13 protein-coding genes are annotated in these 12,861 nt (G+C 48.8%); 6 read left to right on the top strand and 7 right to left on the bottom strand.

Annotated features, from left to right (window positions below; all coding sequences use genetic code 11):
* The 3 genes from pheS to ACOMHB_RS10445 all read right to left on the bottom strand — a co-directional run bounded on the left by pheS (window position 1) and on the right by ACOMHB_RS10445 (window position 4,715).
* Window positions 1–1,029 carry a phenylalanine--tRNA ligase subunit alpha gene (gene pheS / locus ACOMHB_RS10455; RefSeq protein ID WP_448216569.1) on the bottom strand — a complete coding sequence of 343 codons (1,029 nt, stop codon included), beginning with the start codon at window positions 1,027–1,029 and terminating at the stop codon, window positions 1–3.
* A gap of 227 nt (window positions 1,030–1,256) precedes the next feature.
* The gene (locus tag ACOMHB_RS10450) at window positions 1,257–3,761 is read right to left on the bottom strand and encodes a DnaA ATPase domain-containing protein (RefSeq protein ID WP_448216568.1); all 2,505 of its coding nucleotides are present in this window, start codon (window positions 3,759–3,761) and stop codon (window positions 1,257–1,259) included.
* Window positions 3,762–4,136: 375 nt separating this feature from the next.
* Window positions 4,137–4,715, bottom strand: coding sequence for a hypothetical protein (locus ACOMHB_RS10445; protein WP_448216567.1), 579 nt, complete (start codon window positions 4,713–4,715; stop codon window positions 4,137–4,139).
* Window positions 4,716–4,955: 240 nt separating this feature from the next.
* Here ACOMHB_RS10445 and thiS point away from each other — a divergent pair, with 240 nt between their 5' ends.
* The 6 genes from thiS to smrA all read left to right on the top strand — a co-directional run bounded on the left by thiS (window position 4,956) and on the right by smrA (window position 9,396).
* Entirely contained in the window at window positions 4,956–5,156 is a 201-nt protein-coding gene (gene thiS / locus ACOMHB_RS10440; RefSeq protein ID WP_448216566.1) for a sulfur carrier protein ThiS, read from the top strand.
* A gap of 57 nt (window positions 5,157–5,213) precedes the next feature.
* Window positions 5,214–5,981 carry a thiazole synthase gene (locus ACOMHB_RS10435; RefSeq protein ID WP_448218628.1) on the top strand — a complete coding sequence of 256 codons (768 nt, stop codon included), beginning with the start codon at window positions 5,214–5,216 and terminating at the stop codon, window positions 5,979–5,981.
* A complete protein-coding gene (gene thiH, locus ACOMHB_RS10430) occupies window positions 5,981–7,096 on the top strand; it encodes a 2-iminoacetate synthase ThiH (protein WP_448216565.1) in 1,116 nt (371 codons plus the stop codon). Before ACOMHB_RS10435 ends, thiH begins: the two co-directional genes overlap by 1 nt.
* A 148-nt stretch (window positions 7,097–7,244) precedes the next feature.
* Window positions 7,245–7,703 carry a type III secretion system chaperone gene (locus tag ACOMHB_RS10425; RefSeq protein ID WP_448216564.1) on the top strand — a complete coding sequence of 153 codons (459 nt, stop codon included), beginning with the start codon at window positions 7,245–7,247 and terminating at the stop codon, window positions 7,701–7,703.
* 92 nt (window positions 7,704–7,795) lie between these two features.
* Entirely contained in the window at window positions 7,796–8,668 is an 873-nt protein-coding gene (locus ACOMHB_RS10420; RefSeq protein ID WP_448216563.1) for a hypothetical protein, read from the top strand.
* Window positions 8,669–8,817: 149 nt separating this feature from the next.
* The gene (smrA, locus tag ACOMHB_RS10415) at window positions 8,818–9,396 is read left to right on the top strand and encodes a DNA endonuclease SmrA (RefSeq protein WP_448216562.1); all 579 of its coding nucleotides are present in this window, start codon (window positions 8,818–8,820) and stop codon (window positions 9,394–9,396) included.
* 69 nt (window positions 9,397–9,465) lie between these two features.
* On the opposite strand, the gene rplT is transcribed toward smrA, so the two are convergent.
* From rplT to thrS, 4 genes are all read right to left on the bottom strand, one after another.
* The gene (gene rplT, locus ACOMHB_RS10410; RefSeq protein WP_257254376.1) at window positions 9,466–9,822 is read right to left on the bottom strand and encodes a 50S ribosomal protein L20; all 357 of its coding nucleotides are present in this window, start codon (window positions 9,820–9,822) and stop codon (window positions 9,466–9,468) included.
* Window positions 9,823–9,858: 36 nt separating this feature from the next.
* A complete protein-coding gene (gene rpmI / locus ACOMHB_RS10405; protein ID WP_034837404.1) occupies window positions 9,859–10,050 on the bottom strand; it encodes a 50S ribosomal protein L35 in 192 nt (63 codons plus the stop codon).
* Window positions 10,051–10,250: 200 nt separating this feature from the next.
* Complete coding sequence (gene infC / locus ACOMHB_RS10400) at window positions 10,251–10,841, bottom strand: translation initiation factor IF-3 (protein ID WP_448216561.1); 591 nt, start codon at window positions 10,839–10,841, stop codon at window positions 10,251–10,253.
* 35 nt (window positions 10,842–10,876) lie between these two features.
* Window positions 10,877–12,799 (bottom strand): threonine--tRNA ligase, encoded by a 1,923-nt coding sequence (gene thrS / locus ACOMHB_RS10395; protein WP_422133191.1) that lies wholly within the window; start codon window positions 12,797–12,799, stop codon window positions 10,877–10,879.
* Window positions 12,800–12,861: the final 62 nt, after the last annotated feature.

Genomic DNA, 12,861 nt, shown 5'->3' with positions numbered 1-12,861 from the left:
TTAATTGAACTGGCTCAGGAAGCGCAGGTCATTATCGAAAAACTGACGTAAATCGTTTACGCCGTAACGGAGCATGGCAAAACGCTCAACCCCCAGACCGAAGGCAAAGCCTGTGTACTTGCTGGTATCAATACCGGAGTATTCAAACACTTTCGGGTGGACCATACCGCAGCCCAGAACCTCCAGCCACTTGATGGAACCGTCTTCATTGCGTCCCCACTCGATGTCCACTTCTGCAGAAGGCTCAGTGAACGGAAAGTAGGACGGACGGAAGCGGACTTTCAAGTCGTCACGCTCAAAGAACACCCTCAGAAAGTCACTGAGAACACTCCTCAGGTCAGCAAAACTGACTTTCTCTGCCACATAAAGACCTTCGACCTGATGAAACATCGGGCTGTGAGTCTGGTCGGAATCGCAACGGTAAACCTTGCCCGGGCAAACAATGGCAATAGGAGGTTTCTCACCGGCCTTGCTCAGGGCCTCCATGACACGAACCTGAACCGGAGAGGTGTGGGTTCTCAGAACGGTGTTGTCATTGAAGTAAAAAGTATCGTGCATGGCACGGGCCGGGTGATGACCGGGAATATTCAACGCTTCGAAGTTGTGGTAATCGTCTTCGATTTCCGGCCCCTGGGCCACTTCAAAGCCGATGTTGCCGAAGTAATCGGTGATACGCTCCATGGTGCGGGTAACAGGGTGCACCGTCCCCAGGTTCTGGCTACGGCCGGACAGGGTGACATCAATGGTTTCACTGGCCAGGCGAGCTTCCAGAGCCACTTTTTCCAGACCTTCACGTTTCACATCCAGGGCGGCCTGAACCTGCTGCTTGGCTTCGTTAATAAAGCCGCCCGCTTTCGGACGTTCTTCCGGAGACAGTTTGCCCAGTCCTTTCAACAGCTGGGTCAGCTCGCCTTTTTTGCCAAGAAACCGTACCCGAACCTGGTCCAGATCAGCGGCATTGGCAGCTGACTCAACTTCAGCCAGGGCAGAGACGACTATAGGTGAAACAAGTGTTTCCAGATTCTCCATGGGATTCCTGATAACCGATGCGTAGAGAAAATAAACCGCCAATTCTAGCGGTTGAGGAAGGGTTTGAATAGATTTACTTGCAGGACAGATTTCACCAGTACAGGAAAGCCCTGACATTCATAACAGTACTGCGATAAATCGGCCTGAAAATTCCTGCTCCCTCGTCAAATAGCTCGCTATTCTCCTCGGAATCAGAAATTTTTATCCTCAATTTATCGCGATCCTAGCTAAGGACGCTTAAGTCTGTCAGGCTGCTCCTGCGGTCCGGATTCCGAAAAGTCCGGGAACATATACTTTAGCCGCTCTCCGATACGAACCTCCCCATTTAGAAGTTGAAGAAATTTTAAATAATCCATTACAGCTTCCAAGAATAATGTGCGGTTATTGGTTTTCACTACCAGCTTCAAGCCTTCGTCGTGTACTTTCTGAACAACATTTAAGAACTGCTTTATCCAAGTACTACTAACAGTAAAATTACACTCCATAAAAACAGCCTGATGCTCCGTTTTGGATAAATGGCTGAAATGGAAATCCTGGCTTAGAAATTCTGTTCCAGGTAATACGGGAGGGCCCACCTGGCGGATCCGATCAGCTGGAATACTGAGTACTCTGGCCATTTCCTCTATTGGTACGGCATGCTCAGTGATCACTCCTGCCGCATTGCGGCCATGATACTGACCCAGTTGCGCTATTGCATCAGCAGCCTGTACATCAGGGCTGTGCCACCATTGGGAACGGCAACTGTCTCCCTGCAAATCACTAAGGTAAAGAAAATTATGGGCATACCTGGTTAAGGGCTCGATATCGCCAAGGAATTCAGCTTTGACAGGAATATGATGATTTGAACTGACCATGATAGCTTTCTGAGCAGTCATCACATGTTTCATTGTTTTTGCCAGAAGTTGTTTGCTAAAGTGACCGCCGTTAGCATCATCGATTACCACCAAATCTTTACCGGCAAGCATTTCCTCGATCTTGCTATCCCATTCATTACCCTGGAAGCACTGATACAGTTCGCCTGCCTTATCTGCGTCCAGATACAGGGTGTTGACACCATAGTCGGCTGCTTTTTTGGTGACAGCTACACAAAGATGTGTTTTTCCTAGTCCCGGTGATCCGGTCAGGAACAGTCCCATGGGCTTTTTATACGAGGCTCCACCCTGATTATTAATCACAGCGCGCGTGAACTTCAGGGCCGTCTCATGCATCAGTTCCTGCTGTGTTGAGCGGGGTTCGAATTGATCTATATCAGCATCAAGATTTTCAGTATGGAAACGTGACACCTGGTGCACCGGCTTTGGTTCCATAGCCCGAGTGACAGACAAAAGCGGTTGACGGTGCCAGACTTGATCACACTCGGACAAAAAATTTTCCCAGGTCACAGTATTAAATCGAGCCACGATAGTGATACCACCAATAGGGTGATCGAAGGGCAGGATATCGTCGGTCCACTCTTTATAGCTTGGTTTCCCTTCTTTAATGGCGAGGATTGTCTCAGGACCCTGTGGTCTATTGTAGCCATCAATCAGTATTTTTTTGACCTGCTCGTAGGTTTTCGGTTCATCAAATTCACCCGGACCAAACCCCAGATAGAGATTCTGTCCGCTGTTGTTTTGCCCGGTGCATACCAGATTAAAACCGACAGCATCACCAGTTGCGTGCTTCAAATCGTAGCCTTCTACGCCCTGAATATAGAGGATATCACCCTTTTTTATTTTCAGCTCTGACTGCTCATTACTCCCTGAACCTTTGTAAAACTCGAGATACTCAAACAGACTATAGAGAGGGTTGCTGTACTTGATCCGATTGACATATTCACCCTTTGAGAAGCATCCAATAACTTGGGACATGTGACCGAAAAGGGTGACTGGAATCCTGAACTTTGAGATCGGTGCGCCAAAGATGCGGTCGAATTCGTCGGTGCCAATGATGGTTTCAATGGCCCGATACTGACAGGCCGAAAGGGTCGTTGCACAGTCTGCAATGGTAGGGCCATGAAAAAAAGCATTCAGACGCTCACTTGGTTTATAGCCATTATCCATTGCTACAAAGTTATACTTGTTCGTTATGTCAAAATATTCCGGCAGTGAGTGCTTCCCGAGGTATGAACTTTTTGACAGACCGGGAAGTTCGTGAGTCCGATAATCCTCAGGATAAAAAATACCCAGACGTTTTTTTTCTACTTGGGTCCGATATTTCTTGATACAAAAATCATCCTGAAATGGTTCTTCTCCTGCTTCAGAACCTTCCACTCGACGCTGAAAGCTTGTCTCAACTGAGTCCCGATCAGCGTAGGATGTGTTACTGAGCTGGAGCCAGTCAATTGTATTCTCGGCGAACTGCTCAGCCACGGACTTAGTGCTGCGACTTTTCGGAAAGGGTTTGTAAGTGGGGATTATCTGACGTATAGAGTTGAGATGATCGTTCAAAGTAGCAGTATCGTCGTCCGAGACATTATTTGAAACTGATTTCTTCTCATCACCTGATAGCAAAGATGATACGCGCCTGGACAAAACAGGTTTATGTATCGGTTTCTCTTCTCGCTCGATATCGATTGCGGTTAAAGCTTGCGAATCTGAAGAATCAAATCGCACAGGTGATACACACCTTGAAGGGTTAACCGAAAATTTTCTCGTGGAACTTTCGTCAGAATCCAATTTAGTATATTTAACATCCTCTGCTCTGGGCTGAAAATATGTGCCGGGTTGAAAGCCTTCAGGTTTAATATCCATATTTCTTATCCTCCATTCACTTATGTTTGCTGTTAATACCTTCTTGAAGTCAGCTCATTTAGTCAGCCTGTTCAGTCCTGCCTGACAGTATTTCAGGTCATCTCAAGAGAACGTGCGAATTATATGGTACTGAAACTATCGTCTTAATAGTTTTGACAACCAGGAAATGATTTAGTTCATTGCCAAATGGAGGTGCCCGTTTCAGGAACTTGCAACATAATCTACTAAATATCGCATCAGGTCAGACCTAACCTTTTGATCAAGCTCGCCTTTTTTGCCAAGGAGCCTTGCCCGACCTGGTCCAGATCAGCGGCATTGGCAGCTGACTCAACTTCAGCCAGGGCAGTGACGTTGCTGTGATTTAAAACCTTCCATCTACCTGTGTTTTGAATAAAGGACATCGCAATGAAATATATTCTTTTTTCCCGGGAACTGCGAGCTTGGCTGAACCAATATAAAAAACAAGCCACTTCCTAGCTCATAGCCATTCAATTCTCTGTTTAATGCACTAACAAAGCGAGAAAGCTTACGCTGGCTTATAGATAAATAGTCTTTTTCCTCGACTCCCAAGCCTGCTCCACAGTCTATCTGCTCATGATAAGTGCTAAAAACTTTTATTGTTGATGACCAGGCGTCCGAAGTAATCAGTTGATTCCCAGAAAGTTTTTTATCGAAGATATACTGCACCGAAAAAACAACATCCTCCGGTGTTGCAACATAACCATTTGAAAACAATTCATTTCGAATTAACGCAGAAACACGTTCTGGAGTAGAACATCTTTTATTCAAAGCCTGTGGCAGGTTATGCTCAATGTAAGCCTTAAATGAATCCGATAACGGCAAGCTGTTTGTCTTAACAGTTATTAGTGAATCAGGGTAACATACCGATGAATCCGCATAACATACCGATGCAGCCAGAAAAGCTAAAGCGGTTACTATTTTTCTGAAAACCATATACAACCTCAAGTCATTGCATATATGTAAACTGTTTAACCTGTTTTTCAGTTTTAAGTTCAATATTCTCGTCTCTGACCCTATCCACTAGCCCATAAGCCCTGCCATGGCAAGTCTCGCTACGCCGCTCAAAAAGGCTGACCGAGATCACAAGAACGGCTCCTGACTGCCCACCATTTATCCGGAGAAGAATTTGCTTTAAACTTCCCCCCCTGTTTTCAAAACCTCCCAGAATGATCTATGCAATTTTTTGTTAATGACCAGCCCCTGAGCTTTGAAGCCCCTCTGACGCTCGAGCAGCTGCTGGAACAGATCAATCAGGCTGAAAAGGGCGTGGCACTTGCGGTCAATCAAGAGGTCGTCAGTCGCTCCCAATGGCCCCGCAGAAAAGTAGAAGAAGGTGACCGTATCACCCTGATCAAGGCTACCGCAGGTGGCTGATAGCGCGCAGAAATCGCACTTCGAATGACCGACAATTTATCGAACTACAGGGCTGGTATGCTGACCATTGCTGATAAAACCTTCCATTCTCGCCTGTTTACCGGTACCGGGAAATTCAATAACAGCCAGACCATGGCTGAAGCCATCAGGGCTTCACAGAGCGAACTGGTGACCATGGCACTTAAGCGAGTGGACCTGAGTAATGATCAGGATGATATTCTCTCACCCCTGATTGAAGCAGGTGTTAACCTGCTGCCCAATACTTCCGGTGCCCGCAACGCCAAAGAAGCCGTCTATGCAGCCCAGCTGGCCAGAGAAGCCCTGCAGACCAACTGGCTAAAACTGGAAATTCACCCGGACCCTAAATATTTACTGCCTGACCCCATCGAAACACTAAAAGCCTGCGAAGAACTTGTCGAACTGGGATTTGTTGTTCTACCTTATGTTCACGCTGACCCGGTCTTGTGCAAGAGACTGGAAGAAGCGGGTGCCGCTGCGGTTATGCCTCTCGGGGCACCCATTGGCAGCAACCTGGGCCTGAAAACCGAGGCGTTTCTGAACATCATTATCGAGCAGAGCCAGGTCCCTGTGGTTGTAGATGCCGGTATTGGCAGCCCTTCCGACGCCGCTAAAGCGATGGAAATCGGAGCTGACGCCGTGCTGGTGAATACAGCCATTGCTGTTTCAAATGACCCGGTAGCCATGGGTATTGCTTTCAGGGAAGCCGTGACAGCTGGCAGACGAGCTTACGAGGCTGGCCTCGGAATACGTTCGCACCAGGCTCAGGCAAGCAGCCCACTGACTGCATTTCTGGAAGACTTTTAATGTCATTTGTAGACACGTTTAACCAGTTAAACTGGGATGAAATCAGGATGAGCATCCTCAGCAAAACCGCTGCGGATGTCGAACATGCCCTGTCCACCGGCAGACTGGCCCATGATCAGTTTCTGTCGCTCATCTCCCCAGCGGCTGAACCTTACCTGGAACAGATGGCACAGAAAAGCATGGCACTCACCCGCCAGCGTTTTGGCAATACAGTTCAGATGTACATTCCCTTGTACCTGTCCAACAAGTGCACCAACATCTGTACCTACTGTGGTTTCAGCCTTGACAACAAAATTCGACGCAAAACCCTGAGCACGGAAGAGCTGGACCGGGAACTGAAAGCCATCAAAGCCATGGGGTTTGATCATATCCTGCTGGTGACTGGCGAAGCCCAGGGCACGGTGGGCACCGAATATTTCAAAACCGTACTGGACAAAGTCAGATTGCACTTTTCCCACATTACGCTGGAAGTACAACCTCTGGAACAGAGCGAATACGAAGAGTTGATGGCGCTGGGACTGGACGCCGTGCTGGTTTACCAGGAGACTTACAATCGCCCGGCCTACGGCAAATACCACCTGCGAGGCAGCAAGATGGATTTCGACTATCGTCTGGAAACCGCTGACAGACTCGGCAGAGCAGGCATCGACAAAATTGGTGTGGGCGCCCTGATTGGTCTGGAAGACTGGCGTACAGACTCTGCCATGGTCGCCGCACACCTCGACTACCTGGAAAAGACCTACTGGAAAACCCGATACTCCATCTCTTTTCCCAGACTGCGCCCCTGCGAAGGTGAATTCCAGCCCGTTTCCGTCATTTCAGACAGACAACTGGTACAGCTGATCTGTGCTTACCGCCTGTTTAAACCGGAAGCGGAACTGTCACTGTCCACTCGAGAGTCGGAATCGTTCAGAGACAATGTATTGCCTCTGGGTATTACCGCCATGAGCGCTTTCTCAAGCACTCAACCTGGCGGTTATGCCAATGGTGCCGAAGAATCTCTGGAACAGTTCGCCATCGACGACAACCGTCGTCCTGAAGTGGTTGCAGCTGCGATTAAATCAAAAGGTCTGGAACCGGTCTGGAAGGATTGGGACCGCAGTTATAGCCACTAACCCAAGTCATCTCATGATCTGATTGTCGGGCCTGGTCATTAAGACAGGCTCTGACAGCCTGATGATACATAGCTCTTCCGCCAAACCCTTCAATTTCATTTATCCAAGCCGAACCAAACACTAATGATTTGCTATGGAGAGCCCGGCTATGATTGAGCCTTACGAACAATTTAAAGAGTTTTTAAAGGACTTTGGTGAACATATTGGTCATGACCTGACCACAGAAGACAACACCTGCGCTCTGGTAGACGAGCACAATGAGATCGCAGTGATCATAGAGTTACCTGAAAACAGTGATCTGTTACTGCTGCACCGCATGCTGGCACCCATGCCAACAGATCCTGAGCTACAGGCCGCCAGAGCAATGCAGCTGTTGTCTCTCAACGGAGCCCCAGACAAGCTCAAAGGTGCCTGGTTTTATACGGACCAGGATGGAATAGGTTTGCACCTTATGACCAGTCACCCTGTCGGCAGTCTGACCCATGAGACTTTCAATAACCTGGTGCTTGGCTTCATAGAGCTCGCCAGCACATTAACCCGGGAACTGACAGAAGAAGAGCAGGAGCTTGCCTACAACTCATCACCTGCTGGAGGGATAGCACAATGAGAGGAGTCTTCTTTGGAGCAGGTTTATCTGCAAGTAGATACGCAGAAGCAAACAGTAGAAGTGAAGATACTCAAAAGCCCAAGCTCAAACCAATGACAAACTCACCTCCGGGTTATATTGGAAATTTTGCATCATTGACCAACCCCTGGCAGCATCACGTAGGAACTCTGACTCCGGATAAAGGTACTCCCAGAAATAACTGGCGAATGGGTGAAGCTATGGCCGTTGAGGCAAGGATTGCCGCTTACCCTTACGAAAAGTCAATAGACGACTGGGGATTAAAAGACAAAAAGATCCTGAATGAACTTAAGTCCTGGGATACTGATCGCCCTCTCGCCCTGAATGCTGGCAAAGCAGCCGGATTATCCACCAAAGGATCCGAAGGCTGTGTGTTCGACAAGAAAACCGGGCTCACTGCCTATATTCTTCGTAACCCCAAAACCAGTCCACCCGAAGTTCGCATTGTTTTTGGCAGCTGGGATGCCCTGAAAAAACCGGATGAGCTTTCTCATACTGGAAGGTTCAAAAAAGCGTTTACTCTCGTGCGCTGGGTACGAAATCTGAGAAACGCAAGGCGAAAAAGTGTGCCTGAAAGTTTCAGGCAAGCCAGTGAACTCACCAGGCAGGTTCAGAGCCTGATGAAGAAAAACAGTGCCTTTAAAGGCTGGACTCTGAAATTATCGGGCTACGAAAAAGGCGGAGCACAGGCGGCTTATGCAGCGGTCTCACAGGATAAGGTTTTACAAGCCAGATGCTTTTCCAGTGAGCTCCTGAGCAAGCATATCATTAACTCTCTGGACGAGGAAAAACAGCAAGACGCCAGTGAAGCCATCATCCATTACCAGCCTGTGGAAGATGAGTTTGCATTGAATCTGGAAAAGCATGACCGTTTTTTTCAGGATAAAGTCATCGGAAAACCCGTTGCTATGTACGCCAGAGACTATGAAAAGACGGGCTTTTCGTGAATTCAGGTTTCCCACATAAGACGTTCGAAACGGTTATGGTTCTCCAGATACACAAAAACGAGTAATATCAAAAGCCATTAAGGTGTGCCCCAATGTCAAATTTCCTGACCGGGGAGCACCTCTGACCGTTCCAGCAAAAGTACAAAGCTATGAGTTACGATGACCAGGATCTGTTCCTTCAGGAAATGGAGGGAGTGGCTCCCCTGAAAAGCCGCACCAAAGCGAACCTCAAGAAACATCAGACAGCGACTCCCGGTCAGGCCCTGAGAAGGAAGGCAGCCCAGGCTGAGCTGAATGACCCTAATTTTTTATCTCTGGATAACCCGAAAAGAGTCCAGCCTTACGATCACCTGGAATATAAACGCTCCGGTGTTCAGGAAGGTGTTTTCAAGAAAATGAGACTGGGCAAATACGACATTGAAGCCAGACTCGACCTGCATAATCACACAGCGGCTGAGGCTCGAAAAGCGGTTTTTGACTTCATCAACGACTGTCAGCAACACGAGCTTCGCTCACTCATTATCAATCATGGCCGGGGCCTGAACACTAATCCCCCGGCCATCATTAAAAGCTACGTCAACACCTGGCTGCGGGAAATGGATCAGGTACTCTGCTTTCATACCGCATTAAAGTTTCATGGCGGTTCTGCGGCGCTGTATGTGGTGCTAAGAAAGAGTGAAAGAAAAAAACTGGAAAACCGGGAGCGTCACTCCAAACGCACCGCCTGATTCTGACCCAACAAATAAAACGGGGTTATGGAAAACCATAACCCCGTTAAAGGCTGATATGAATCAGGCTCAAGCCAGAGAAGCTTTAGCCTTTTCAACCAGCTGACCGAAAACAGCCTTGTCGTGCACAGCCAGATCAGCCAGAACCTTACGGTCGATTTCGATCGCAGACTTTTTCAGACCCGCGATGAAACGACTGTAAGACAGACCGTTGGTGCGCGCACCGGCATTGATACGGGCAATCCACAAAGCACGGAACTGACGTTTACGCTGACGACGATCGCGGTAAGCATACTGACCAGCTTTGGTTACAGCCTGTTTGGCTACGCGAAATACACGTGAACGTGCTCCGTAGTAACCTTTGGCGGCCTTGAGAACTTTCTTGTGACGCTTGCGCGCGATTACACCACGTTTTACACGTGCCATGAGCTATATCTCCGAAAAAAATGATCTATAAAGCGATTAGTCGCGCAGCATACGCTTAACGAGGCCCTGGTCAGCAGGTGTTACCATGGAGGTACCACGCAGCTGACGCTTACGCTTGGTGGTCATTTTGGTCAGGATGTGACTCTTGAAGGCACCCTTACGCTTGTAACCGCTGGCCGTTTTTTTGAAACGCTTGGCGGCACCACTGTTGGTTTTCATTTTTGGCATGAAAAAGCACTCCGCATTCGCGACCACCTACCCCTTCTCATCTTGGAAAGCGGCGCCCGTTTCAGGGCCAGGAGGTGTCGGGATATTAAAAATAAAAGCGACTGTCGTTTAATCCGGGAGAAAATTTTCTGTGTAGAAAAGCCTCATCCAGGACATGAAAAACCGGCCACTGAGGCAGTGACCGGTTTTTCATACTCAAATCACTTCTTCTTTTTCGGGGCAATAACCATGATCAGTTGACGACCTTCCATCTTTGGACGCTGTTCAACGGTACCAATCTCTTCCAGATCTTTTTCAACCCGGTTCATCAGTTCCATGCCCAGCTGCTGGTGAGCCATCTCACGACCACGATAACGAAGAGAAACCTTCGCCTTGTTGCCCTCTGTCAGGAAACGTACCAGGTTGCGCAGTTTTACCTGGTAATCCCCTTCCTCTGTGCCCGGGCGAAACTTGACTTCTTTCACCTGGGTCTGAACCTGTTTCTTCTTGGCTGCGGCTTTCTGCTTCTTTTGCTCGTACTGATGCTTGCCGTAGTCAAGGATCTTACAGACTGGCGGTTCGCTGGTTGCATTAATTTCAACCAGATCCAGCCCTGCTTCCTGGGCCATGGACAAAGCGTCACGGGTATCGACCACCCCTACCTGAGAGCCATCGGCTCCTATTAGACGGACTTCTTTGGCACGGATATTCTCATTAATCGGCGCCTTCTGCGGGCGACGATCGCGGAAGCTGTTACGTCTGATGGGTGTATCTCCTGTAAAGGCAGCCTGTGCGAAAGGGCTCGTCGACATTTAACATCAAGATCGACAAGCCCGTTACAGATTAATTACGCAGTACGGCCACGCTTGCTGATATCCGCTGCAAGGCGCTCCTTGAATGCCTCTACAGGCATGGTACCCAGGTCTTCACCTGTGCGGGTACGCACAGCAACGGTTCTGTTTTCCATTTCCTTATCGCCAATAACCAGCAAATAAGGCACCTTATTTAAGGTATGCTCGCGGATTTTAAAGCCGATCTTCTCGTTTCTCAAGTCCGCTTTTACCCTAACTCCCTTTTCCATCAACATTTTTTCCAGTTCTACCGCATAAGAAGCCTGTCTGTCAGTAATGTTGAGGATGGCAACCTGCTTGGGAGCCAGCCATGGCGGCATGGCCCCTTCATAGTGTTCAATGAGTATGCCGATGAACCGCTCAAACGACCCCAGAATCGCCCTGTGGAGCATGACCGGTGTTTTGCGTTCACCGCTTTCATCGACATATTCAGCACCCAGACGGCCCGGCATCGAGAAATCCACCTGAATCGTACCACACTGCCACACCCGGCCAATGCAGTCTTTCAGGGAAAATTCGATTTTTGGTCCGTAGAAAGCACCTTCACCCGGTAGTTCTTCCCATGGCAGCGCCTGTGCATCCAGAGCATCGGCCAGGGCTTTTTCGGCTTTATCCCAGATTTCATCAGAACCTACGCGCTTTTCAGGACGCGTAGACAGTTTGTAAAGCATGTTTTCACGACTGAAGCCAAAATCCTCATACACCTCATGGAGGAAATCAATAAAAGCAGCCACTTCCGACTGAATCTGATCTTCTGTTGCGAAAATATGGGCATCGTCCTGAACAAAGCCACGGACACGCATGATTCCATGAAGCGCACCAGATGGCTCGTTACGATGACAGGAACCAAATTCCGCCAGTCGCAGCGGCAGATCACGGTAGCTTTTCAGCCCCTGATTGAAGACCTGGACGTGACACGGGCAGTTCATGGGCTTAACAGCAATATCACGCTCTTCCGAATTGGTGGTGAACATGTCGTCCTGAAACTTGTCCCAGTGACCGGATTTTTCCCAGAGGGAGCGATCCACCAGCTGAGGCGTTCTGATCTCTTTGTAGCCATGCATAATCTGCTTTTTACGCATGTACTGTTCCAGTTCCTGATAGATGGCCCAGCCATTGGGGTGCCAAAACACCATGCCCGGTGCTTCTTCCTGCATATGGAACAGGTCCAGCTTCTTACCCAATTTACGGTGATCACGCTTCTCCGCTTCTTCCAGACGCTGCAGGTAAGCTTTCAGGGCTTTCTTGTCTTCCCAGGCCGTTCCATAGATACGGGTCAGCATTTCGTTGCTGGAATCACCACGCCAGTAAGCACCGGCCACACGCATCAGTTTGAAGGCTTTCAGCTTACCTGTTGAGGGAACATGTGGGCCACGGCAAAGATCCATCCACTCACCCTGACGGTAAACAGAAATCACTTCATTTTTCGGCAGGTCATTAATGATCTCGACCTTGTACTCTTCACCCATGGCTTTGAAAGCACTAATGGCTTCGTCACGAGTCATCACCACTCGCTCAATCCCCAGATCCTGCTTTGCCAGCTCAGCCATGCGCTTTTCAATCTTCTCCAGGTCTTCGAGGTTAAATGCCCGCTCATAGGAGAAGTCATAATAGAAGCCATTATCAATCACGGGACCAATAGTGACCTGGGCACCGGGGTACAGATCCTGAGTGGCCATTGCAAGCAGGTGAGCCGTTGAGTGACGGATCACCTCAACACCTTCTTCGTCACGGGAAGTGATAATAGCCAGCTCAGAGTCATCGGTGATTTTGGCACTGGCATCTACCAGCTCACCATTAATACGACCCGCCAGAGTCGCCTTGGCCAGGCCCGGACCAATATCCTGGGCCACTTCCATGACAGAAACGGCGTCAGCAAATTCGCGCTTGCTGCCGTCGGGAAGCGTAATTACAGGCATGAGGAGATATTCCTTAATTTTTTGCCGCCAGGGCTTTTGCCGCTATTGGCATTGTGTTCATC

The organism is Endozoicomonas sp. 2B-B, assembly GCF_053470045.1.
The sequence above is the reverse complement of the archived record's forward strand: the minus strand, read 5'-3'. Positions and strand labels throughout refer to the sequence as shown.

Bases quoted from the DNA above. Each gene is read 5' to 3' on its own strand.
- pheS (WP_448216569.1), bottom strand. From the start codon at position 1,029: ATGGAGAATCTGGAAACACTTGTTTCACCTATAGTCGTCTCTGCCCTG.
- ACOMHB_RS10450 (WP_448216568.1), bottom strand. From the start codon at position 3,761: ATGGATATTAAACCTGAAGGCTTTCAACCCGGCACATATTTTCAGCCC.
- ACOMHB_RS10445 (WP_448216567.1), bottom strand. From the start codon at position 4,715: ATGGTTTTCAGAAAAATAGTAACCGCTTTAGCTTTTCTGGCTGCATCG.
- thiS (WP_448216566.1), top strand. From the start codon at position 4,956: ATGCAATTTTTTGTTAATGACCAGCCCCTGAGCTTTGAAGCCCCTCTG.
- ACOMHB_RS10435 (WP_448218628.1), top strand. From the start codon at position 5,214: ATGCTGACCATTGCTGATAAAACCTTCCATTCTCGCCTGTTTACCGGT.
- thiH (WP_448216565.1), top strand. From the start codon at position 5,981: ATGTCATTTGTAGACACGTTTAACCAGTTAAACTGGGATGAAATCAGG.
- ACOMHB_RS10425 (WP_448216564.1), top strand. From the start codon at position 7,245: ATGATTGAGCCTTACGAACAATTTAAAGAGTTTTTAAAGGACTTTGGT.
- ACOMHB_RS10420 (WP_448216563.1), top strand. From the start codon at position 7,796: ATGACAAACTCACCTCCGGGTTATATTGGAAATTTTGCATCATTGACC.
- smrA (WP_448216562.1), top strand. From the start codon at position 8,818: ATGAGTTACGATGACCAGGATCTGTTCCTTCAGGAAATGGAGGGAGTG.
- rplT (WP_257254376.1), bottom strand. From the start codon at position 9,822: ATGGCACGTGTAAAACGTGGTGTAATCGCGCGCAAGCGTCACAAGAAA.
- rpmI (WP_034837404.1), bottom strand. From the start codon at position 10,050: ATGCCAAAAATGAAAACCAACAGTGGTGCCGCCAAGCGTTTCAAAAAA.
- infC (WP_448216561.1), bottom strand. From the start codon at position 10,841: ATGTCGACGAGCCCTTTCGCACAGGCTGCCTTTACAGGAGATACACCC.
- thrS (WP_422133191.1), bottom strand. From the start codon at position 12,799: ATGCCTGTAATTACGCTTCCCGACGGCAGCAAGCGCGAATTTGCTGAC.